This window comes from Klebsiella sp. RC2 (genome assembly GCF_014192815.1).
Taxonomy (GTDB): Bacteria; Pseudomonadota; Gammaproteobacteria; order Enterobacterales; family Enterobacteriaceae; genus Klebsiella; species Klebsiella variicola.
In genome coordinates this window covers 20,540-41,397 of the sequence record NZ_JACHYL010000011.1, presented here as the reverse complement: position 1 = coordinate 41,397, position 20,858 = coordinate 20,540, and the positions used below count along the sequence as shown (strand labels likewise).

Genomic DNA, 20,858 nt, shown 5'->3' with positions numbered 1-20,858 from the left:
CACAGGATGGCGAACCCTGGCAACCATGGGCTTAATTAGTTGTTCTACATCACAAAATGACGGGTATTTCTTCTGGTTATATCCATATGAAAAATACGGCATTGATAAGCATTTTCAATACCATTTAATTAACTATAATGGACAAACTGCTTACGCGGCGTTAACACTTGAGCCGCTCGACAATAATGGAGATGATTATGAGCTATACCCTGCCATCCCTGCCGTACGCTTACGATGCTCTGGAACCGCACTTCGACAAGCAGACGATGGAGATCCATCACACTAAACACCATCAGACCTACGTGAACAATGCCAACGCCGCGCTGGAAAGCCTGCCGGAGTTCGCTAACCTGTCCGCTGAAGAGCTGATCACCAAGCTGGATCAGCTGCCGGCTGACAAAAAGACCGTACTGCGTAACAACGCGGGCGGCCACGCTAACCACAGCCTGTTCTGGAAAGGCCTGAAAACCGGCACCACCCTGCAGGGCGACCTGAAAGCGGCTATCGAGCGCGATTTCGGCTCTGTAGACAATTTCAAAGCGGAATTCGAAAAAGCCGCTGCGACCCGTTTCGGCTCCGGCTGGGCGTGGCTGGTCCTGAAAGGTGACAAACTGGCCGTTGTCTCCACCGCCAACCAGGATTCCCCGCTGATGGGCGAAGCCATTTCCGGCGCTTCCGGCTTCCCGATCCTGGGTCTGGACGTGTGGGAACACGCTTATTACCTGAAATTCCAGAACCGTCGTCCGGACTACATCAAAGCCTTCTGGGACGTAGTGAACTGGGACGAAGCTGCAGCGCGTTTTGCCGCTAAAAAATAAGGTTGCATTGCGCTAAGAGAGAAGCGAGTCTGATGACTCGCTTTTTTTATATCTGTAGCAAGGAGAGCAGCCATGCATTATCCGGTGAATGTCTTTGTCGGCAAAATCAGGGACTACGCGGGCAGTCGCCCCAGCGCGATCGGCAAAATCCAGGTCGATGGCGAATTGCAGCTCGGCGATCTCGGCCTCGATGGGGATGAGCAGGCGGAGAAGAAAATACACGGCGGGCCGGACCGCGCGCTGTGCCACTATCCGCGCGAACACTATGCCGACTGGATGCGTGAATTCCCCCAGCAGGCCGAGCGCTTCTGCGCGCCGGCGTTCGGCGAAAACCTCTCCACCACCGGGCTTACCGAGCAAAATGTTTATATCGGCGATATCTTTCGCTGGGGCGAGGCGCTGATCCAGGTCACCCAGCCGCGATCGCCGTGCTTCAAGCTCAACTTTCATTTTGCGATCGGTGATATGGCGCAGCTGGTGCAAAACAGCGGGAAGACCGGCTGGTTGTATCGGGTGATTGCCGGGGGGCAAGTCTCCAGCGATGCGCCGCTCGAGCTGGTTTCCCGGCTGAGCGATGTCAGTGTCCATGAGGCCGGGGCGATTGCCTGGCAGATGCCGTTTGATGATGATCAGTATCATCGTTTATTGTCGGCTGCGGGCCTGTCGGTGAGCTGGAGCCGAACGCTGCAGAAGCGGCGTTTAAGCGGTAAGATCGAGGATAGTTCGCGGAGATTGTGGGGGAAATAATTCCCCCATATTGAGTATCTTCGGGGATGTTCCCGGCTTAGCGCAGCGCAAGCCGGGACAGAGTCAGGTGCGCTTATACAGCGGCAGCCAAAGGGTTAAGCGTAAACCACCCAGCGGGCTGTCGTCGGCCTTCACCCAACCGCGGTGTTGCTGAATAGCGGTTTCGACAATCGCCAGCCCCAGACCGGTGCCGCCGGACTCGCGGTCGCGCGCCTCGTCGGTCCGGTAGAATGGCCGGAAAATCTGTTCGCGATCCTCCGGGCTGACGCCCGGGCCGTCGTCGTCGACGTTAACCGTAATCCCGTCTTTATCCACCGAGAAGCTGACGGAAATCTTCGTGTGCGAGTAGCGCAGGGCGTTGCGGACGATATTCTCCAGCGCGCTTTCCAGCGCATTAGGGTTACCGTACAGCGGCCAGGGGCCCGGCGGATATTCAACGGTGAAAGATTTACCCATCTGCTCGGCTTCAAACGCCGCGTTGTCCAGCACTTCGCCCCACAGCTGATTGGCTTTCACCGTCTCGCTGACCAGGGCATTTTTGGCCTGATTGCGCGACATTACCAGCAGGTCGTTGATCATGCTGTCCAGCCGGTGCGCCTCGGTTTCGATGCGCTCCAGCTCCTTGCTCTCACCGCTGCGGCGACGCAGCAGGGCGGTGCCCAACTGCAGGCGCGTAAGTGGTGTGCGCAGCTCATGCGAGATATCCGACAGCAGCCGCTGCTGGCTGGTCATCATCCGCTCCAGCGCGGTCACCATCTGGTTAAAGCTGGCGCCAGCGGCTAAGAACTCCTGCGGCCCGGCTTCCAGCTCCGGATGCTGGCGCAGGTTGCCCTGGGCGACTTCGTCGGCGGCGTTTTTCAGCTTACGCGCCGGTTTCGCCAGGCTCCACGCCAGCCACAGCAGCAGCGGGGCGCTGACCAGCATCGTGACGATCAGCAGCAGCAGCGGCCGGTCAAACAACAGGTTGATAAAGTCGGATTGGGAGGTGCTGGCGGGACGAATCAGATAGAGCTGATAGTTATCCTCGCCGTCCCTGACGGAAAACGGGCCCACCATTTCCAGGCGGCCATAGCGTTTTTTCTGCGGATGATCGGCATTATCGGCCTGGCCGATAAAGTTACGAATGATCTGCATCTCGTTGCGTTCTGCGCCGATCACGCGGCCTTCGCTGGTCACCAGCAGCAGGCGTTGTCCCGGCGGCGCCCATTTATCAATGGCGCGAAACAGACGGCGCCACCACATCAGATCGTTTGGCGGATCGTTGGCCAGCTCGGCCTCGACGTGCTGCTCGATCATGATGCCCTGACGCTGCTCGCTTTCCAGCAGCTCGGTCATCTGCCGGGAATCCAGTTTGGGCAACATCAGCACCAGCATCAACACCAGCGCCAGCGTGAGCCAGAAGATGGCGAAGATGCGTGCAGTCAAACTTCCAATCATGAAGCGGAAACCATCAGATACCCGCGACCACGCAGCGTTTTAAACCATGGATGGCCATCTTTGCGCTCCGGCAGCTTACGCCGCAGGTTGGAAATATGCATATCGATGGCGCGGTCGAACGGCGTCAGGCGCTTGCCTAACACTTCCTGGCTTAAATGTTCACGCGACACTACCTGGCCGAGATGCTGCGCTAACAGATAGAGCAGGGTGAACTCGGTACCGGTGAGCTCCAGCGTCTGACCATCGAAATTGGCTTCCTGGCGGCCCGGGTTCAGGCTTAAGGCATCCACTTCCAGCGTTGGCGATCCGGCTTCGGTCGTCTGCTGCTGCTCGCTCCAGTGGGAACGGCGCAGAATCGCGCGTATACGGGCCACCAGTTCACGATCGTTGAACGGCTTAGGCAAATAGTCATCCGCGCCCAGCTCAAGGCCGAGAACGCGATCCAGCTCGCTCCCGCGCGCTGTTAGCATGATAACCGGGGTCTGGTGTGTCTGACGCAGCTCTTTCAGCGTATCGATACCGTTTTTCTTCGGCATCATCACGTCGAGCAGCAATAAATCAACGCTGTCGTCCAGAAGGGCCAGCGCCTGTTCCCCATCATGGGCCACCAGCACGTTAAAACCTTCCATATCGAGCAGCTCTTTTAACAGGGAGGTGAGCTCCCGGTCATCATCAACTAACAGGATTTTATTCATCTTTTAAATACCTCCGAGGCAGAAATTACGTCATCAAGGCCCGCTAATCCATGACTTTACGTTGTTTTACACCCCCTGACGCATGTTTGCAGCCTGAATCGTAGACTGTCTCTCGTTGAATCGCGACACAAACGTTTTGGGAGTATGTGATGCGCAATGTTATCGCTGCCGTCATGGCCTCAACGCTGGCGCTAAGTGCATATAGCCAGGCCGCTGAAGTCGTTACCAGCGTTAACTGGCTCCCCGGAGACGAAGGGGGACAGCGCGGTAGCCAGAGCCATATGTTTGACGGCATAAGTTTAACCGAGCAGCAACGTCAGCAGTTACGGGATCTTATGCAACGGGCACGCCACGACAGGCTCCCCGTTAATGTTAGCGAAATGGAGACAATGCATCGCCTTGTCACCGCAGAAAATTTTGATGAAAACGCTGTGCGCGCTCAGGCAGAAAAGATGGCGCAGGAACAGGTTGCTCGCCAGGTTGAAATGGCTAAGGTCCGCAACCAGATGTACCACCTGCTTACGCCAGAGCAGCAAGCGGTTTTAAATGCTAAGCACCAGCAACGTATGGATCAGTTGCGTGAGGTTGCAAGGATGCAGAAAGGCTCAGCAATGATGCTTTCGAGTAGTAGCAACACCCTGCAACCCCAGTAACAAACCCTGTTTTCCTTGCCATAGACACCATCCCTGTCTTCCCCCACATGATGTGGGGGTTTTTTTTGCCCTTTTTTCGGCAAATCAACTTCTTCGCGTATCCCGTGAGCGTCACAAGTTCAGGTTATACTAAGCGCATTGCAGGAGAAGGAGCCTATATGAATCAATCTTATGGCCGGTTGGTCAGCCGCGCCGCTATCGCCGCGACGGCCATGGCCTCCGCGTTACTTTTGATCAAAATTTTTGCGTGGTGGTATACCGGTTCAGTCAGTATTCTGGCTGCGCTGGTGGATTCGCTGGTGGATATTGCCGCCTCGCTGACCAACCTGCTGGTGGTTCGCTATTCGCTGCAACCTGCTGATGAAGAACATACCTTTGGCCATGGCAAAGCGGAATCGCTGGCGGCGCTGGCGCAAAGCATGTTTATCTCCGGCTCGGCGTTGTTTCTGTTTCTCACCGGCATCCAGCACCTGGTGCGTCCGGAGCCGCTGCAGGCCGCTGGCGTCGGGGTCGTCGTCACGTTGATCGCCCTGTTCAGCACGCTGGCGCTGGTGACCTTCCAGCGCTGGGTGGTGCGAAAAACCCAGAGCCAGGCGGTGCGGGCGGATATGCTTCATTATCAGTCTGATGTTATGATGAACGGCGCTATTCTGGTGGCGCTGGGCCTTTCCTGGTACGGCTGGCATCGCGCCGATGCGTTGTTTGCCTTAGGAATTGGCATCTATATTTTATATAGCGCGCTGCGGATGGGCTATGAGGCGGTTCAGTCACTACTCGACCGCGCCTTGCCTGACGAGGAGCGTCAGGACATTATCACCATCGTGACCGCATGGCCCGGCATCCGCGGGGCGCACGATCTACGAACGCGGCAGTCAGGGCCGACCCGCTTTATTCAGATTCATTTGGAAATGGAAGATAACCTCCCGCTGGTGCAAGCCCACGTGATTGCAGACCAGGTGGAGCAGGCGATTCTGCGCCGTTTCCCGGGTTCCGATGTCATTATCCATCAGGATCCCAGTTCTGTGGTGCCAGCGGCGCAGCAGGGCTTTTTTGAGCGTTAGGTTATAGTCTGTAAACTCGATGTAAAAATGTGGGGCAGATCGGCATTTTTTGTATAAATTACCGCCGTTTGGTCTGACCTGAATCAATTCAGCTTGAGGCGTTTGATATACTATTGTCATTAGCGTCGTGCACTCCTGGTGAGGGAGCGCTTCAGGCAACAGAATTATTTTTTGCTTCCTAAGTTCAGAGGTAGTCATGATTAAGAAAATCGGTGTGTTGACAAGTGGCGGTGATGCGCCGGGCATGAACGCAGCAATTCGTGGCGTTGTGCGCGCGGCATTAACGGAAGGTCTGGAAGTTTTTGGAATCTATGACGGTTACCTCGGATTGTATGAAGACCGTATGGTTCAGCTCGACCGTTACAGCGTTTCCGACATGATCAACCGCGGCGGCACCTTCCTGGGCTCCGCTCGCTTCCCGGAATTCCGCGAAGAACACATTCGCGCTGTGGCTATCGAAAACATGAAGAAGCGTGGCCTGGATGCGCTGGTGGTTATCGGTGGTGACGGATCCTATATGGGGGCAATGCGCCTGACCGAGATGGGCTTCCCGTGCATCGGTCTGCCGGGCACCATCGACAACGATATCAAAGGCACTGACTACACCATCGGCTTTTTCACCGCCCTGAGCACCGTGGTGGAAGCGATTGACCGTCTGCGCGACACCTCTTCTTCACACCAGCGCATCTCCGTGGTGGAAGTGATGGGCCGTTACTGCGGCGACCTGACCCTGGCGGCGGCGATTGCCGGCGGCTGTGAGTTCATCATGGTGCCGGAAGTGGAATACACCCGTGACGATCTGGTGGCCGAAATCAAAGCCGGTATCGCGAAAGGTAAGAAACACGCTATCGTGGCGATCACCGAGCACATGTGCGACGTTGACGAGCTGGCAAGCTACATCGAGAAAGAAACCGGGCGTGAAACTCGCGCCACCGTCCTCGGCCACATTCAACGCGGCGGTTCCCCGGTTCCTTACGACCGCATCCTGGCTTCCCGCATGGGCGCCTATGCAATTGAGCTGCTGCTGCAAGGCCATGGCGGCCGTTGCGTCGGCATCCAGAACGAGAAGCTGGTGCACCACGACATCATCGATGCCATCGAGAACATGAAGCGTCCGTTCAAGAACGACTGGCTGGATTGCGCGAAGAAACTGTACTAAGTTGCGCGTCGGATAAACAAAAGGCCTTCTCATGGAGAAGGCCTTTTTTATGGCGGAGGGTTTATTCGATATCCAGCGGGTCTTCCGACAGGATCATCCCGGTGTTATCGGCATACAGATGGTCGCCGGAGAAGAAGGTCACCCCGCCGAAATTGACGCGCACGTCGCTTTCGCCGATGCCTTCGCCAGCCGCGCCGACCGGAATAGCCGCCAGCGCCTGGATGCCGATGTCCAGCTCCTCAAGGTCGTCAACCTGGCGCACCGCGCCATAGACCACTAACCCTTCCCATTCATTCTGTACGGCCAGACGCGCCAGGTCGGCGTCAATTAACGCGCGTCGTACTGAGCCGCCGCCGTCGATCAGGAGAATATGACCACGGCCGTTCTGCTCGAGCAGATCATAGAGCAACCCGTTATCCTCGAAACATTTTACCGTAATGATTTGTCCACCAAACGACGACCGTCCTCCAAAGTTAGAGAACAGCGGTTCCACGACGTTGACATCTTCCTGGTAGATGTCACAAAGCTCGGAAGTATCGTATTTCATAGGCTTAACGTTCAGTTGCTGCGAGAGTTTTTAGTATATCCCGCGAATCCCATTGTTGGCAAAATCATCAATTGTTAATTGATATTTGTCAGTTAAGCCATTAGCTTACTGGCAATAATTCCGATAACAAACAGCAGGTTGGTCAGTAAGGCCCCTTTGACCGTCTTTTCGAGCATTGGCCGCATCGCCAGCGGATCGGATTCGCGCAGGACGTAGCGCGCCTGTTTCACCAGCAGCGGCGTGGCGAGAATAAACAGCCAGCCCCAGGCTGAATGCAGCGCCAGCAGATTAAACAGCGCCAGACACAGCAGGGCGCCGAACAGCAGGCAGGCATGATAGCGGCGGGCATTGACCGGGCCCAGGCGCACGGCGAGGGTGTTCTTCCCGTTCTGCCGGTCGCTATCAATATCCCGCAGATTATTGATGTTCAGCACGGCGGTCGCCAGCAGACCGCAGGCCGTCGCCGGCAGAAAAATGGCCGCTTCCACATTGTGCGCTTGCAGATACCAGCTGCCAAGGACGCTCAACCAGCCGAAGAAAATGAGTACCGAGATATCACCCAGGCCAATATATCCATAGGGGCGGGTGCCCACCGTGTAGGTGATGGCGGCCACGATGGACAGGCCACCCAGCACAAGGAAGCCGATAAAATCGCCGACACTCTGCCAGGCGGCGCACAGCAGCGCCAGACCAAACAGACAGATCAGCGCGACGGTGACGATGAGAGCGCGCTTCATCTGCTGGGGGGTAATCACCCCTTTCTGCATGCCGCGCAGCGGCCCGATGCGATCGGGTTTATCGCTCCCTTTGACTGCGTCGCCATAGTCATTCGCCAGGTTAGAAAGAATTTGCAGCAAGCCAGCGGTGATCAGCGCCAGCAGAGCAACCCAGGGATCAAAATGGCCCTGCTGCCAGGCAAGGGTGGTGCCAACAATAATCGCGGCAAACGCCAGCGGTAACGTTTTAGGACGCAGGCTTTCCAGCCATGCCCGAGAACGGCTGATATCAGTCATAGTTATTTTAGCCAATAAAAATGGGGGCTATAGCCCCCATCAACAGTGATGAAAATGCATTGCACCGGATTATAGGATAAAACGGCTCAGATCTTCATCTGCCACCAGAACATCCAGGTGTTTACTCACATATTCGGCATCGATAATGACGGTCTGGCCGTTCATCTCGCTGGCATCATAGGAAATATCTTCCACCAGACGCTCCAGCACGGTGTGCAGGCGACGCGCACCGATGTTCTCGGTGGTTTCGTTTACCTGCCACGCGGCCTGGGCGATACGCTTGATACCGTCTTCGGTGAATTCGATATTCACCCCTTCGGTCGCCATCAGCGCTTTGTACTGCACGGTGATGGAGGCATTCGGCTCGGTCAGGATGCGCTCGAAGTCATGGGTGGTCAGCGCTTTCAGCTCAACGCGGATCGGCAGACGCCCCTGCAGCTCAGGGATCAGATCGGACGGACTGGCCACCTGGAACGCGCCGGAGGCGATAAACAGAATGTGGTCGGTCTTAACCATCCCGTGCTTGGTGGAGACGGTGCAGCCTTCAACCAGCGGCAGCAGGTCGCGCTGTACGCCTTCGCGAGACACGTCCGGGCCGGAGGAGTTGCCGCCGCGCTTACAGATTTTGTCGATTTCGTCGATAAAGACGATACCGTGCTGTTCTACAGCGTCGATGGCTTCCTGCTTCAGCTCTTCCGGGTTGACCAGCTTGGCCGCTTCTTCTTCAATCAGCAGCTTCATCGCGTCTTTGATTTTCAGCTTACGCGGTTTCTGCTTCTGACCGCCGAGGTTCTGGAACATGGACTGCAGCTGGCTGGTCATCTCTTCCATGCCCGGAGGGGACATGATTTCAACGCCCATCGGCGCCGCAGCGAGATCGATTTCAATCTCTTTATCGTCCAGCTGGCCTTCACGCAGTTTCTTGCGGAACGCCTGGCGCGCAGCAGAGGGTTCCTGCGGCTGCTCAGCCTGGCCCCAGTTGTTTTTCGCCGGTGGGATCAGCACGTCAAGCACGCGCTCTTCCGCCAGCTCTTCCGCGCGGTAACGGTTTTTATCGATGGACTGCATGCGAACCATTTTGATCGCCGCATCGGTCAGATCGCGGATGATCGAGTCCACTTCTTTACCAACATAGCCCACTTCGGTGAACTTGGTCGCTTCAACTTTAATAAACGGCGCGTTGGCCAGTTTCGCCAGACGACGGGCAATCTCGGTTTTACCGACGCCGGTTGGGCCGATCATCAGAATGTTTTTCGGCGTGACTTCATGACGCAGCTCTTCGTTAAGCTGCATCCGGCGCCAGCGGTTACGCAGGGCGATAGCAACAGAACGCTTGGCGGCGTCCTGGCCGATAATGTGTTTGTCCAGTTCGCTGACAATTTCGCGTGGGGTCATTTCAGACATGGGAGATCCTTACGCTTTAGAAGGTAATTCTTCGATGGTGTGGAAATGGTTGGTATAGATGCAGATATCACCTGCAATATCCAACGCTTTCTCGGCGATGTCGCGCGCGCCCATATCGGTGTTTTCCAACAGCGCGCGGGCCGCGGCCTGGGCGTAAGGACCGCCGGAGCCGATAGCAATCAAATCGTTTTCTGGCTGTACCACGTCGCCGTTACCGGTGATGATAAGCGACGCGTTTTCGTCCGCGACGGCCAGCAGCGCTTCCAGCTTGCGCAACATCCGATCGGTTCGCCAGTCTTTGGCCAGCTCAACGGCGGCCTTCACCAGATGGCCCTGGTGCATTTCCAGTTTACGTTCAAACAGTTCGAACAGCGTGAAGGCGTCAGCGGTGCCGCCAGCAAAACCGGCAATCACTTTGTCGTTATACAGACGACGCACTTTCTTCACGTTGCCCTTCATCACGGTGTTGCCCAGCGTGGCCTGGCCATCACCGGCAATAACAACATGGCCGTTACGGCGAACACTTACAATTGTAGTCACGAGCAGACCCCTTGGTTGCAAAAGCGGAACAGGGGCCCCGCGCTGTCCGCGGGGCCGAATGCAATTATAGATGGGGGGGATTTTGAGGGTTTCAACCCCTGGCGGCGAGACGAATGCAGTTCGCGTGTCCGGCCATCTTCAGACGGGTGATCATCTCGTTGGCGCTTTCTTTGCCTTTCAGCGGGCCAATGACTACGCGGTTCCAGCCGTTGTTGGTGGTGATATGTGAAGCAAACCCTTCAAAAGCCAGCTGAGCGCGGACGGTTTCGGCCTGCTCGGCGCCTTTAAAGGAGCCACACTGGATCATCCAGCTACGATCGTCTTTCTTCTCGGCGGCTTTCGGCGCTTCCTCCACGCGGGTTACCGGCGCGGCGGCCTGCGTACGTGGCTGCGTGGTATTGGTATGCGCCGGCGTCTGCAGCAGATCCTGGTACGGCTGCTGGTTCGACGCGGTCTGCTTCGGCTGTTGCTGTTGCACCGGCTTCGGCTGCTGGACGCGCGGCTGCTGCTGCACGGCCTGCGGCTGAGTTTGCGCCCACTGCTGCTGTTGCGCCTGCTGTTGCTGCTGTGCTAAACGCTGACGCTGCAACGTCTGCTGGCGCTGTGCCGGGGTTTGTTCGTTCCACGGCACTTCGGTCAGCTGGGTCGGCTGCTGGCGCATATCGGCCTGCATCTGGGCGAGCAGCTGGCGCTGCTCGTCGGTCAGCTGTTCCGGTTTCATCACCTCGCCACCGGCGGTCGGTTCGGTCGGCGCGCGGACGCCAGGCTGGCGGCTTTCCAGCTCTTTGATATAGCGCCAGCGCTCTTCCGGTTTTGGCGGCAAGCCGTTACCGGCGGCCTGGCGATTTTGCATCGCTTCCGCTTCTTCTTTCTTATGGTGCGTAATGAAATAAAGTCCACCGATAAAGGCCACCAGCACCGCCGCCGCGATCGCCACCATAGCCGGTGAAATCGCCGGAAGGCTGCTTTGCTTATTCCTTGAGCTTCGGGTAGTGCTCTTTTTGCGCCGCGAAGAAGCCGGTTGGCTGCGGCGTACATAATCTCGTTGTGCCACTATCGTTTCGCTGTCTTATATTTGTTCGTCAGCCCGCCATGTTACTTAAGCGGCGGGCCTTTGACTAGAAGAGCAGGCCCGAAAGCCTGATGGTTATCGTCTGATTTTTTGCGTACTGCCGCGAACGATCAGTTCGCAATCGAGCAGACGCGAGCCGCTGTTCACATTATGACCCTGCATTTGCTCAAGTAATAGCAGCATTCCTTCACGGCCGATATCAAAACGCGGCTGTGAAACGGTAGTCAACGGCGGATCGCAAAATTCAGACAACGCGATGTTATCGAAGCCGACAATCGACAGGTCGTCCGGCACCTTCAGGCCGCGGCGTTTCGCCAGCGACAAGGCGCCCAGCGCCATCACATCACTATGGCAGAAGACCGCGGTGGGCGGCACCGGCTGTGACAGCAGCTGCTCCAGCGCATTGGCGCCGGCTTCGAAGGTAAAATTGCCGCGAGCGATATAGTGCGGATCGACGGTGATACCGCTGCGGCGCAGCGCCTGCACATAACCCTGCAGGCGATAATGGCACAGCGGCATATCTTCCGGGCCGGCGATACAGCCAATACGCTGGTGTCCCAGCTCATGAAGATAGTTCACCGCGTTAAAGGCCGCCGTCAGGTTATCGATGTGGACGGTGGGTAACTCCAGCTCCGGCGCGAATTCGTTCGACATGACCATCGGCGGCAAATTGCGCTGCTCTTCCACACTGGCGTCGAACGGCAGGCGCGAGCTGAGCAGCACCATGCCGTCGATCTGCTTGGTGATAATAAGGTCAATAAAGGTTTTTTCTTTCTGGTTCTGGTGGGCGCAATCGCCGATTAACACCAGATAACCGTGCTCGGCGGCCGTGACTTCAATTCCGCGGATGACTTCACTAAAAAAGGGATCGCAGATATCCGGCACGATCACGAGGATCGTCCGCGATTCGTTGCGCTTCATATTTCGCCCGAGCGACTGCGGTAAATAGCCGACTTCCAGCGCCGCCTGCTCGACCCGGTTACGGGTGGCTTGCGACACCTTATCAGGGTTCATCAACGCTCGGGACACGGTTGCCGTGGAAACGTTTGCCTTGAGGGCGACGTCTTTCATGGTGGCGGCAACCACTTGTTTTTTGGGCTTCACCTGGTTTCTCCTCGCTGAATGGCGCTGACATTTCCCTTGCGCGCTAACTGCTGCATCATTTTTATCAGATAGTCGCGGCAGTGAGTTACAGAATTTTCATGAAAAACGTGATGCTTGTTGAATTTTTCGATCCGGCTCGCAAGAGAAGCCTTACCCTTCAATAGGATCGACATCCAGCACCCATTTCACTTTTCTCGCCTCCGGTAGCGTATTGATTAACGCCAGCGTACCGCTAACGATGTGCTGCAGGCGCACCCGCGAAGGGTGCTGCAGTAATATTTGCCAGCGCCAGCGGCCGCCGCGCTTCGGCGCCAGCGCCGGAACCGGACCGAGCACCCACAGTTTATCGTCGGCCAGCGGGCTGGCCTGCAAGAGATTACGTAACTGCTGTAAAAAAAGCGGCGCCTGCTGGTTGTTATGGTCTTCAGCACGTATCAACACGTGACTGGTCCACGGCGGTAGCTGCATCGTCTGGCGTTCGGCCAGCGCCTGCTCGGCAAAGGCGTCGTAGCCTTTATACAGCAGGGTCTGCAGCAGAGGATGCTCCGGATGGTGGGTTTGCAGGATCACTTCGCCCTGTTTTCCTGCCCGGCCCGCTCGTCCGGAGACCTGGGTATAGAGCTGAGCGAAACGCTCTGCGGAGCGGAAATCAGCGGAAAATAGCGCCCCGTCGACGTCCAGCAGGGAGACGAGGGTCACGTCCGGAAAGTGGTGGCCTTTGGCCAGCATTTGGGTGCCGATCAAAATGCGCGCGCCGCCGCGGTGGACTGCGGCGAGATGTTCCTCAAGCGCCCCTTTACGGCTGGTGGTATCGCGGTCGATACGCGAGATGGGCACACCAGGGAACAGCGGCGTTAGGGACTGCTCCAGTTGCTCGGTGCCGATACCCACCGGCACCAGATGTGTGGAACCGCAGGAAGGGCACTGGCGCGGGATAGGGCGCTGACTGTCGCAGTGGTGGCAGCGCAGATGGTGCTGCGCCTGGTGCAACGTATAGTAGCTGTCGCAGCGCGGGCACTCCGCGATCCAGCCGCAGTCGTGGCACAGCAGCGCCGGCGCAAAGCCGCGGCGGTTAAGAAACAGGATCACCTGGTTATCCGCCTGCAGATGCTGGCGCATGCGGTTGATCAGCGCGGGTGACAGACCCGCCTGCAGCACCTGTCCTTTCAGGTCGAGCACGTGCTGCTGGGCTGGACGCGCGTTGCCCGCGCGTTTGCTTAAGGTTAACTGCCGATATTTGCCCTGGCGGACGTTGTGCAGGGTCTCCAGCGCCGGCGTCGCCGAGCCGAGAATAATCGGGATCTGTTCGCTGTGAGCGCGCCATACCGCCAGGTCGCGGGCGTGGTAGCGCCAGCCTTCCTGCTGTTTGTAGGAGCTGTCATGCTCTTCGTCGATGACGATGACGCCGAGATCTTTAAACGGCGTAAACAGCGAGGAGCGAGTGCCTATCACAATGGCCGCTTCGCCGTTTTTCGCCTTCAGCCAGGCCGAGAGACGTTCGCTGTCATTGAGTCCGGAGTGCAGCACTTCCACCGGCGCATTAAAGCGCTGGCGAAAACGGGCGATAGTTTGCGGCGTCAGGCCGATCTCCGGCACCATCACCAGCGCCTGGCGCCCCTGCGCCAGTACATTCTCCAGCACGCTCAAGTAGACTTCCGTTTTCCCTGAGCCTGTGATGCCTGCCAGTAGCCAGGCGGAGAAGCGATCGGCAGCGCTGTGGATCGCTCCGACGGCGGTGGCCTGTTCGGTATTCAGACGCAGGCGCTCGCCGGCAACCGAATACGTGCTGCGCCAGTCGGTGAGGACGGGCGCTTCACAGGCCAGCTCCGCCAGCCCTTTGCCACGCAGCGCCTGCAGCGCCGCTTCATTAAATTCCAGTTCGCTAACCTGATGACGCCAGATCTTTCCCTGGCGCAGCGCCGCCAGCGCCTGCTGCTGCTTTGGGGAGCGTTTCAGACCGTTGAGGTCGACAGCCTGCCCCTGCTCGGTGGCGAACCAGTACCACAGCGGCGTCGCGCTGGCGGGTTTGCCCTGGCGCAGCAGAATGGGCAGCGCATGGAACAGCACATCGCCAATCGGATGATGGTAATACTCAGCCGCCCACATCAGCAGTCGCCAGACGGTGCCAGAGAAGACCGGCTCGTCGTCCAGCGCTTCGGCGACCGGTTTGAGTTCATCCAGCGGCAGCTCGCTGCGCTCGCTCACCGCCGCGACAATGCCGATCCGCTCCTGTTTGCCGAACGGCACCCGCACCCGACAGCCCGCTTTGACCGTCATGCCATCAGGCAGCAGATAGTCAAAGGTGCGCGGTAGCGGAACGGGTAGGGCAACGTGGGCGACGGGCATGTCATCTTCCTGACTTGAAATCTGGCGGGATAGTATACACATTACGATAAGGCGGCGCGGATCAGTTTGCATATGCTGGTCAAATTCTGTATGATTCGCCGCCTTCAATGCACTTTATACCGCATTGGAGATTGACCATTACCGTACGCTTCGCGCTGTCAGCAGCGTGGAAGACGACGGGAAATTATTAATATCGCGTGGTGTCTGGCGTTAGGGCTGGAAGAGCGACGCGGCCTTAACTGAGGTTCTCCCATGAAAAAAGGTATTCACCCAAAATACGAAGAAATTACTGCTACCTGTTCTTGCGGTAATGTCATGAAAATCCGTTCCACCGTTGGTCACGACCTGAACCTCGACGTGTGCGGTAAATGCCACCCGTTCTTCACCGGCAAACAGCGTGATGTTGCTACCGGTGGCCGTGTTGACCGCTTCAACAAGCGCTTCAGCATCCCGGGCAGCAAGTAAGTTGCCAGAAGAAGCCGCCTCAGGGCGGCTTTTTTGTGCCTCTCGCCAGCCTGGGCGGGACACAAAAAAGGGCGGAAAATTGCTTCCGCCCTTTTTATCAACTCAGTATTCCCACGTATCCGGGTCGATCCCCAGTTCACGCATAATCTCTTTCGCCGCTTCCGGGATCTCATCGCTGCGCTCTTTACGCAGGTCTTCATCGTTAGGCAACGGTTGTCCGGTAAAGGCATGCAGGAACGCTTCGCACAGCAGCTCGCTGTTGGTCGCGTGACGCAGGTTGTTCACCTGACGACGCGTGCGTTCATCGGTGAGGATTTTTAACACCTTCAGAGGAATGGAAACCGTAATTTTCTTTACTTGCTCACTCTTCTTACCGTGCTCAGCGTATGGGCTGATATATTCGCCGCTCCATTCAGCCATGAGATACCTTAATCCTCTGTTTATTAGTGAAGGGCCAGAATATTCCGCCCGGGCTATAATTGCGCGTAGTTTACCGTATGAGCGCGCTTTCTAACATGAGATAAGCCGCTACCGACGTGCGCTAATGCATATAATTTTAACGGCTATTTGCACTTTGCTCAATCTATACGCAAAGAAGTTTAGATGTCCAGATGTATTGACGTCTATTGTGACAATGTTTACTCTGGAGCCTGACTTTTCACCGATTCAGCCCAGGAACTTCCCAACATGACGCGTAAACAGGCCACCATCGCAGTGCGTAGCGGTTTAAATGACGACGAGCAGTACGGTTGCGTTGTCCCGCCGATCCACCTTTCCAGTACCTATAACTTCACCGGCTTTAATGAACCTCGCGCCCACGACTACTCCCGCCGCGGCAACCCGACGCGTGATGTGGTGCAGCGCGCCTTAGCGGAGCTGGAAGGTGGCGCCGGCGCGGTGCTGACCAATACCGGTATGTCGGCGATCCTGCTGGTGACGACGGTGTTCCTTAAGCCGGGCGATCTGCTGGTGGCGCCGCACGACTGCTACGGCGGCAGCTACCGTCTGTTCGACAGCCTGGCGAAGCGCGGCTGTTATCGCGTCCAGTTCGTCGATCAAAATGATGAGCAGGCGCTGCGGGCGGCGTTGGCGGAAAAACCGAAGCTGGTGCTGGTCGAAAGCCCAAGTAATCCATTGCTGCGGGTGGTGGATATTGCGAAAATCTGTGGTCTGGCGCGTGAGGCAGGCGCGGTGAGCGTGGTGGACAACACCTTCCTGAGCCCGGCGCTGCAAAACCCGCTGGCGCTGGGTGCCGATCTGGTGTTGCATTCCTGTACTAAATACCTGAATGGCCACTCCGATGTGGTGGCCGGGGTGGTGATTGCCAACGATCCGGCGACTGTCACCGAACTGGCATGGTGGGCGAATAATATTGGCGTCACCGGCGGCGCCTTCGACAGCTATTTGTTGCTGCGCGGTCTGCGGACGCTGTCTCCGCGTATGGAAGTGGCGCAGCGTAATGCCCTGGCGATTGTTGAGTATCTGAAAACCCAGCCGCTGGTGAAAAAGCTGTATCATCCGTCGCTGCCGGAAAACCAGGGGCATGAAATTGCGGCGCGTCAGCAAAAAGGTTTTGGCGCAATGTTAAGCTTCGAGCTGGACGGTGACGAGCAGACGCTGCGCCGTTTCCTGAGCGGGCTGTCGCTGTTTACACTGGCGGAATCGCTGGGGGGCGTTGAAAGCCTGATTTCCCATGCGGCAACGATGACGCATGCCGGCATGGCGCCTGAAGCGCGTGCCGCCGCCGGAATTTCAGAAACGCTTCTGCGTATTTCAACCGGTATTGAAGATGGTGAAGATTTAATTGCCGACCTGGAAAATGGCTTCCGGGCAGCAAACGAGGAATAAAAATGAGTGTGATTGCGCAGGCAGGGGCGAAGGGTCGTCAGCTGCACAAATTTGGTGGGAGTAGTTTAGCGGATGCGAAATGTTACCTGCGCGTCGCGGGGATCATGAAGGAATATTCGCAGGCGGGCGACATGATGGTTGTCTCCGCCGCTGGCAGCACCACCAACCAGCTGATCAGCTGGCTTAAACTTAGCCAGAGCGATCGCCTTGCTGCGCATCAGGTTCAGCAGTCGCTTCGCCGTTATCAGACCGAGCTGATTGGCGGTCTGGTGGAGCCGGCGGCGGCGGATACGTTGATCGCCGCCTTCATCCATGACCTTGAGCGTCTGGCAGGGCTGCTTGATGGCGGGGTTACCGAAGCGGTTTATGCGGAAGTAGTCGGCCATGGTGAAGTCTGGTCCGCACGCCTGATGGCGGCGGTCCTTAACCAACTGGGTATGGAAGCGGCCTGGCTGGATGCTCGCGCTTTCCTGCGTGCGGAACGCGCCGCGCAGCCGCAGGTGGATGAAGGATTATCTTATCCACTGCTGCAACAGCTGATGGCGCAACATCCGAATAAGCGTCTGGTGGTGACCGGCTTTATCTCCCGCAACCAGGCCGGGGAAACCGTCCTGCTGGGCCGTAACGGGTCTGACTACTCCGCCACGCAGATCGGCGCGCTGGCGGGCGCCTCTCGCGTCACCATCTGGAGTGATGTCGCCGGGGTGTACAGCGCGGATCCGCGTAAGGTCAAAGATGCCTGTCTGCTGCCGCTGCTGCGTCTGGATGAAGCCAGCGAGCTGGCGCGTCTGGCCGCTCCAGTGCTCCACGCCCGCACGCTGCAGCCGGTGTCCGCCAGCGATATCGATCTGCAGTTACGTTGCAGCTATACGCCGGAACAGGGTTCTACGCGCATTGAGCGCGTGCTGGCCTCCGGTACCGGCGCGCGGATTGTCACCAGCCATGATGACGTCTGTCTGGTGGAGTTCCAGGTGCCGGCCAGCCATGATTTCAAACTGGCGCATAAAGAGCTGGATGCCCTGCTCAAACGCGCCCAGCTGCGCCCGTTAGCCGTTGGCGTCCATGCCGACCGTAAGCTGCTGCAGTTCTGCTATACCTCCGAGGTCGCCGACAGCGCGCTGAAGCTGCTCGATGAAGCGGGTCTGCCGGGCGAGCTGCGTCTGCGTCAGAAGCTGGCGCTGGTGGCGATGGTGGGCGCGGGTGTCACCCGTAACCCACTGCACTGCCATCGTTTCTGGCAGCAACTGAAAGGGCAACCGGTGGAGTTCACCTGGCAGTCCGAAGAGGGGATCAGTCTGGTAGCCGTGTTGCGCGCCGGACCAACGGAAAGCCTGATCCAGGGTCTGCATCAGACCTTGTTTCGTGCAGAGAAGCGTATTGGCCTGATGCTGTTCGGCAAAGGGAACATTGGCTCCCGCTGGCTGGAGCTGTTTGCCCGTGAACAAACTACGCTGTCGGCGCGCACTGGCTTCGAGTTTGTTCTCGCCGGCGTAGTCGACAGTAAACGCAGCCTGCTGAACTACGACGGGCTGGATGCCAGCCGGGCGCTGGCCTTCTTCAACGATGAAGCGGTGGAGCAGGATGAAGAGTCGCTGTTCCTGTGGATGCGCGCGCATCCGTACGATGATTTAGTGGTACTGGACGTCACCGCCAGCGAACAGCTGGCCGACCAGTACCTTGATTTCGCCAGCCATGGCTTCCACGTGATCAGCGCCAACAAGCTGGCGGGCGCCAGCAGCAGTGATAAATATCGCCAGATCCACGACGCGTTTGAGAAGACGGGTCGCCACTGGCTGTATAACGCTACCGTTGGCGCGGGTTTGCCGGTGAACCATACGGTGCGCGATCTGATCGACAGCGGCGACACCATCCTCGGCCTGAGCGGTATCTTCTCGGGAACGCTCTCCTGGTTGTTCCTGCAGTTTGATGGCACCGTGCCGTTCACCGACCTGGTGGACCAGGCCTGGCAGCAGGGGCTGACCGAGCCGGATCCGCGCGTCGATCTGTCCGGTAAGGATGTGATGCGTAAGCTGGTGATCCTCGCGCGGGAAGCGGGTTATGACATCGAACCGGATCAGGTCCGTGTGGAATCACTGGTCCCTGCACACTGCGAAGAGGGGTCGGTCGATCACTTCTTTGAAAATGGCGAAGAGCTGAACGAGCAAATGCTGCAGCGTCTGGAAGCGGCCCGCGAGATGGGGCTGGTGCTCCGCTACGTGGCGCGCTTTGATGCTAACGGCAAAGCACGCGTCGGCGTGGAAGCGGTACGCGAAGAGCACCCGCTGGCGGCGCTGCTGCCGTGCGATAACGTGTTCGCCATCGAAAGCCGCTGGTATCGCGATAACCCGCTGGTGATCCGCGGGCCCGGCGCCGGGCGCGATGTGACCGCCGGGGCGATCCAGTCGGATATTAACCGTCTGGCGCAGCTGCTGTAGTTCCGAGAAAAAGACCAGGCGCTGCCTGGTCTTTTTTGTTAGTGCGCCGCAAAAACCGCTTTAGCGGCAAACAGGCCGTTGAGCGCCGCCGGGAATCCGGCGTAGACCGCCATCTGCATGATCACTTCCGTAATCTCCTCTTGCGTCAGACCGACATTTAATCCCGCGGCAATATGTACTTTCAGCTGCGGCGCGGCGTTACCCAGCGCGGTGAGCGCGGCAATAGTGGCGATTTCCCGGCTGCGTAAGTCGAGCCCTGGCCTGGCGTAAATATCGCCGAAGGGGAACTCAATCAGATAGCGGGCGAAATCGGGGGCGATATCCTGCAGGCTGTCGACGACGGCTTCCCCGCCGTGGCCATCCACCCGCTGCAGCATTTCCTGACCGGTGATATAACGTTCGCTGGACATCATTTTTTCCTCTCTGTGATGAAGCGTTGAGAGGAAGGGTAGGGAAGTGTGCCGGACTTGAGTAATACCCTTTTCGTGATACCTTTTCAGTATGACAACTTCGCGATTACATTCCCTGGATATTCGCCTGCTGCGCGCCTTTGCCGTGGTGGCGGAGGAAAATAACATCAGCCGGGCGGCGCAGCGGTTATTTATCTCGCAGCCGCCGCTGACCCGCCATATCCGCCATCTGGAAGCGCAGCTGGGGGTGACGCTGTTTCAGCGCCACAGCAAAGGCTTGATCCTGACCGACGCGGGTAGAGAGGTGCTGGAGATGATTCAACCTCTGCTGACGCTCCAGGAACGCACGCTGGCGGCATTGAGTGAGCTCGCCGCCCACTCGCCGCCGTCTCTGCGTCTGGGCGTGACGACGGCCTTCGAACAGGGCATTTTCGCCGCCGTTGAATCTGCGCTGAGCGATCATACCCGCGCGTTGCATATTACCCGCCACGCCTCACCGGCGCTGGCTCAGCAGGTACGCAAAGGCAAACTCGATGCGGCGCTGGTCGCGCTGCCGCTGAATACCGAAGGGCTGCACCTGCATCCTTTGCCGTATCAGGAGCCGCTCATCGCGGCATTGCCTGCCTCCTGGCCGGAAGCCGCCAGACCAGCGTTAACGCTACGCGCGCTCAATCATCGGCCGCTGTTCTGGTTTAAACGCGAGCGCAATCCCGATTTCTTTGACTACACGCGACGTATTTTTGACCGGGCTGGCTATACCCCCGCTTACGTGGAAGAGCCTGCCGAACATGATGTGCTGCTGGCGCGTATTGCGCGTGGGGAAGGCATGATCCTCCTGCCGGCGTCCTTTTCCGCGATCCAGCGTCAGGGGGTGGTGTTCTGTCCTGTCGCTGAAGGCGACAACATGCCGTTAAGCCTTGGGGTAGTCTATGCGCCTCACCATGCGGAATCCGTGCAGCAATGGCTCTCACTGCTGGATGATCACCTGACGACTCGCTAGTCTCAGGCTGAACATTGTGCTACCCCATATTGACTGCAGAGCGAGCTCTTTCGGCTGGCAAAGCGGCGGAAGATGAATTTTTTTCATTTTTGAGGCTTATTCCT

Annotated in this window: 20 protein-coding genes; 9 read left to right on the top strand and 11 right to left on the bottom strand. The window is 57.8% G+C overall.

Annotation, left to right across the window (positions count from 1 at the left end):
- The first annotated feature begins 197 nt into the window (after nucleotides 1-197).
- Together sodA and yiiM are read left to right on the top strand one after the other, a co-directional pair.
- The gene (sodA, locus tag FHW76_RS24970; RefSeq protein WP_004203668.1) at nucleotides 198-818 is read left to right on the top strand and encodes a superoxide dismutase [Mn]; all 621 of its coding nucleotides are present in this window, start codon (nucleotides 198-200) and stop codon (nucleotides 816-818) included.
- 72 nt (nucleotides 819-890) lie between these two features.
- On the top strand, nucleotides 891-1,565 hold the full coding sequence (gene yiiM, locus FHW76_RS24965) for a 6-hydroxyaminopurine reductase (protein ID WP_008807875.1): 675 nt from the start codon (nucleotides 891-893) through the stop codon (nucleotides 1,563-1,565).
- A 63-nt stretch (nucleotides 1,566-1,628) separates the two neighbouring features.
- On the opposite strand, the gene cpxA is transcribed toward yiiM, so the two are convergent.
- Both cpxA and cpxR read right to left on the bottom strand, forming a co-directional pair.
- The gene (cpxA, locus tag FHW76_RS24960) at nucleotides 1,629-3,002 is read right to left on the bottom strand and encodes an envelope stress sensor histidine kinase CpxA (RefSeq protein WP_008807874.1); all 1,374 of its coding nucleotides are present in this window, start codon (nucleotides 3,000-3,002) and stop codon (nucleotides 1,629-1,631) included.
- The gene (gene cpxR / locus FHW76_RS24955; protein WP_002882901.1) at nucleotides 2,999-3,697 is read right to left on the bottom strand and encodes an envelope stress response regulator transcription factor CpxR; all 699 of its coding nucleotides are present in this window, start codon (nucleotides 3,695-3,697) and stop codon (nucleotides 2,999-3,001) included. The genes cpxA and cpxR overlap by 4 nt, the downstream gene beginning before the upstream one ends.
- Before the next feature lie 149 nt (nucleotides 3,698-3,846).
- On the opposite strand from cpxR, the gene cpxP reads away from it, so the two are divergent.
- The 3 genes from cpxP to pfkA all read left to right on the top strand — a co-directional run bounded on the left by cpxP (nucleotide 3,847) and on the right by pfkA (nucleotide 6,570).
- The gene (gene cpxP / locus FHW76_RS24950; RefSeq protein ID WP_004178004.1) at nucleotides 3,847-4,350 is read left to right on the top strand and encodes a cell-envelope stress modulator CpxP; all 504 of its coding nucleotides are present in this window, start codon (nucleotides 3,847-3,849) and stop codon (nucleotides 4,348-4,350) included.
- Between the two features lie 158 nt (nucleotides 4,351-4,508).
- The gene (gene fieF / locus FHW76_RS24945; protein ID WP_008807873.1) at nucleotides 4,509-5,411 is read left to right on the top strand and encodes a CDF family cation-efflux transporter FieF; all 903 of its coding nucleotides are present in this window, start codon (nucleotides 4,509-4,511) and stop codon (nucleotides 5,409-5,411) included.
- 196 nt (nucleotides 5,412-5,607) lie between these two features.
- Entirely contained in the window at nucleotides 5,608-6,570 is a 963-nt protein-coding gene (gene pfkA, locus FHW76_RS24940; RefSeq protein WP_002882911.1) for a 6-phosphofructokinase, read from the top strand.
- 61 nt (nucleotides 6,571-6,631) lie between these two features.
- Here pfkA and rraA read toward each other — a convergent pair whose 3' ends face one another.
- The 7 genes from rraA to priA form a co-directional block, all read right to left on the bottom strand.
- A complete protein-coding gene (gene rraA / locus FHW76_RS24935; protein ID WP_002882913.1) occupies nucleotides 6,632-7,117 on the bottom strand; it encodes a ribonuclease E activity regulator RraA in 486 nt (161 codons plus the stop codon).
- 92 nt (nucleotides 7,118-7,209) lie between these two features.
- A complete protein-coding gene (gene menA, locus FHW76_RS24930) occupies nucleotides 7,210-8,130 on the bottom strand; it encodes a 1,4-dihydroxy-2-naphthoate polyprenyltransferase (RefSeq protein WP_048963694.1) in 921 nt (306 codons plus the stop codon).
- Between the two features lie 69 nt (nucleotides 8,131-8,199).
- Nucleotides 8,200-9,534: an HslU--HslV peptidase ATPase subunit gene (hslU, locus tag FHW76_RS24925; protein WP_008807871.1), complete on the bottom strand. Its 1,335-nt coding sequence runs from the start codon at nucleotides 9,532-9,534 to the stop codon at nucleotides 8,200-8,202.
- 9 nt (nucleotides 9,535-9,543) lie between these two features.
- Nucleotides 9,544-10,074: an ATP-dependent protease subunit HslV gene (gene hslV, locus FHW76_RS24920; protein ID WP_002882918.1), complete on the bottom strand. Its 531-nt coding sequence runs from the start codon at nucleotides 10,072-10,074 to the stop codon at nucleotides 9,544-9,546.
- Nucleotides 10,075-10,165: 91 nt separating this feature from the next.
- The gene (ftsN, locus tag FHW76_RS24915) at nucleotides 10,166-11,128 is read right to left on the bottom strand and encodes a cell division protein FtsN (protein WP_071599441.1); all 963 of its coding nucleotides are present in this window, start codon (nucleotides 11,126-11,128) and stop codon (nucleotides 10,166-10,168) included.
- A 93-nt stretch (nucleotides 11,129-11,221) separates the two neighbouring features.
- On the bottom strand, nucleotides 11,222-12,250 hold the full coding sequence (gene cytR / locus FHW76_RS24910; RefSeq protein WP_004203676.1) for a DNA-binding transcriptional regulator CytR: 1,029 nt from the start codon (nucleotides 12,248-12,250) through the stop codon (nucleotides 11,222-11,224).
- Between the two features lie 150 nt (nucleotides 12,251-12,400).
- On the bottom strand, nucleotides 12,401-14,596 hold the full coding sequence (gene priA, locus FHW76_RS24905; RefSeq protein ID WP_008807869.1) for a primosomal protein N': 2,196 nt from the start codon (nucleotides 14,594-14,596) through the stop codon (nucleotides 12,401-12,403).
- A gap of 252 nt (nucleotides 14,597-14,848) precedes the next feature.
- Here priA and rpmE point away from each other — a divergent pair, with 252 nt between their 5' ends.
- The gene (gene rpmE / locus FHW76_RS24900) at nucleotides 14,849-15,061 is read left to right on the top strand and encodes a 50S ribosomal protein L31 (RefSeq protein ID WP_008807868.1); all 213 of its coding nucleotides are present in this window, start codon (nucleotides 14,849-14,851) and stop codon (nucleotides 15,059-15,061) included.
- Between the two features lie 102 nt (nucleotides 15,062-15,163).
- On the opposite strand, the gene metJ is transcribed toward rpmE, so the two are convergent.
- Complete coding sequence (gene metJ, locus FHW76_RS24895) at nucleotides 15,164-15,481, bottom strand: met regulon transcriptional regulator MetJ (RefSeq protein WP_004107547.1); 318 nt, start codon at nucleotides 15,479-15,481, stop codon at nucleotides 15,164-15,166.
- A 267-nt stretch (nucleotides 15,482-15,748) separates the two neighbouring features.
- Between metJ and metB the strand changes: the two genes are divergently transcribed.
- Nucleotides 15,749-16,909 (top strand): cystathionine gamma-synthase, encoded by a 1,161-nt coding sequence (gene metB / locus FHW76_RS24890; RefSeq protein ID WP_008807867.1) that lies wholly within the window; start codon nucleotides 15,749-15,751, stop codon nucleotides 16,907-16,909.
- A 2-nt stretch (nucleotides 16,910-16,911) separates the two neighbouring features.
- Nucleotides 16,912-19,344, top strand: coding sequence for a bifunctional aspartate kinase/homoserine dehydrogenase II (locus FHW76_RS24885; RefSeq protein WP_008807866.1), 2,433 nt, complete (start codon nucleotides 16,912-16,914; stop codon nucleotides 19,342-19,344).
- 38 nt (nucleotides 19,345-19,382) lie between these two features.
- Here FHW76_RS24885 and FHW76_RS24880 read toward each other — a convergent pair whose 3' ends face one another.
- Nucleotides 19,383-19,754: a carboxymuconolactone decarboxylase family protein gene (locus FHW76_RS24880; RefSeq protein WP_008807865.1), complete on the bottom strand. Its 372-nt coding sequence runs from the start codon at nucleotides 19,752-19,754 to the stop codon at nucleotides 19,383-19,385.
- A gap of 91 nt (nucleotides 19,755-19,845) precedes the next feature.
- Between FHW76_RS24880 and FHW76_RS24875 the strand changes: the two genes are divergently transcribed.
- Nucleotides 19,846-20,754: a LysR family transcriptional regulator gene (locus FHW76_RS24875; protein ID WP_109956426.1), complete on the top strand. Its 909-nt coding sequence runs from the start codon at nucleotides 19,846-19,848 to the stop codon at nucleotides 20,752-20,754.
- Nucleotides 20,755-20,858: the final 104 nt, after the last annotated feature.

What these genes read in the sequence shown, in the direction of transcription:
- sodA (WP_004203668.1), top strand. Translation starts at nt 198, where the DNA reads ATGAGCTATACCCTGCCATCCCTGCCGTACGCTTACGATGCTCTGGAA.
- yiiM (WP_008807875.1), top strand. Translation starts at nt 891, where the DNA reads ATGCATTATCCGGTGAATGTCTTTGTCGGCAAAATCAGGGACTACGCG.
- cpxA (WP_008807874.1), bottom strand. Translation starts at nt 3,002, where the DNA reads ATGATTGGAAGTTTGACTGCACGCATCTTCGCCATCTTCTGGCTCACG.
- cpxR (WP_002882901.1), bottom strand. Translation starts at nt 3,697, where the DNA reads ATGAATAAAATCCTGTTAGTTGATGATGACCGGGAGCTCACCTCCCTG.
- cpxP (WP_004178004.1), top strand. Translation starts at nt 3,847, where the DNA reads ATGCGCAATGTTATCGCTGCCGTCATGGCCTCAACGCTGGCGCTAAGT.
- fieF (WP_008807873.1), top strand. Translation starts at nt 4,509, where the DNA reads ATGAATCAATCTTATGGCCGGTTGGTCAGCCGCGCCGCTATCGCCGCG.
- pfkA (WP_002882911.1), top strand. Translation starts at nt 5,608, where the DNA reads ATGATTAAGAAAATCGGTGTGTTGACAAGTGGCGGTGATGCGCCGGGC.
- rraA (WP_002882913.1), bottom strand. Translation starts at nt 7,117, where the DNA reads ATGAAATACGATACTTCCGAGCTTTGTGACATCTACCAGGAAGATGTC.
- menA (WP_048963694.1), bottom strand. Translation starts at nt 8,130, where the DNA reads ATGACTGATATCAGCCGTTCTCGGGCATGGCTGGAAAGCCTGCGTCCT.
- hslU (WP_008807871.1), bottom strand. Translation starts at nt 9,534, where the DNA reads ATGTCTGAAATGACCCCACGCGAAATTGTCAGCGAACTGGACAAACAC.
- priA (WP_008807869.1), bottom strand. Translation starts at nt 14,596, where the DNA reads ATGCCCGTCGCCCACGTTGCCCTACCCGTTCCGCTACCGCGCACCTTT.
- rpmE (WP_008807868.1), top strand. Translation starts at nt 14,849, where the DNA reads ATGAAAAAAGGTATTCACCCAAAATACGAAGAAATTACTGCTACCTGT.
- metJ (WP_004107547.1), bottom strand. Translation starts at nt 15,481, where the DNA reads ATGGCTGAATGGAGCGGCGAATATATCAGCCCATACGCTGAGCACGGT.
- metB (WP_008807867.1), top strand. Translation starts at nt 15,749, where the DNA reads ATGACGCGTAAACAGGCCACCATCGCAGTGCGTAGCGGTTTAAATGAC.
- FHW76_RS24885 (WP_008807866.1), top strand. Translation starts at nt 16,912, where the DNA reads ATGAGTGTGATTGCGCAGGCAGGGGCGAAGGGTCGTCAGCTGCACAAA.
- FHW76_RS24880 (WP_008807865.1), bottom strand. Translation starts at nt 19,754, where the DNA reads ATGTCCAGCGAACGTTATATCACCGGTCAGGAAATGCTGCAGCGGGTG.
- FHW76_RS24875 (WP_109956426.1), top strand. Translation starts at nt 19,846, where the DNA reads ATGACAACTTCGCGATTACATTCCCTGGATATTCGCCTGCTGCGCGCC.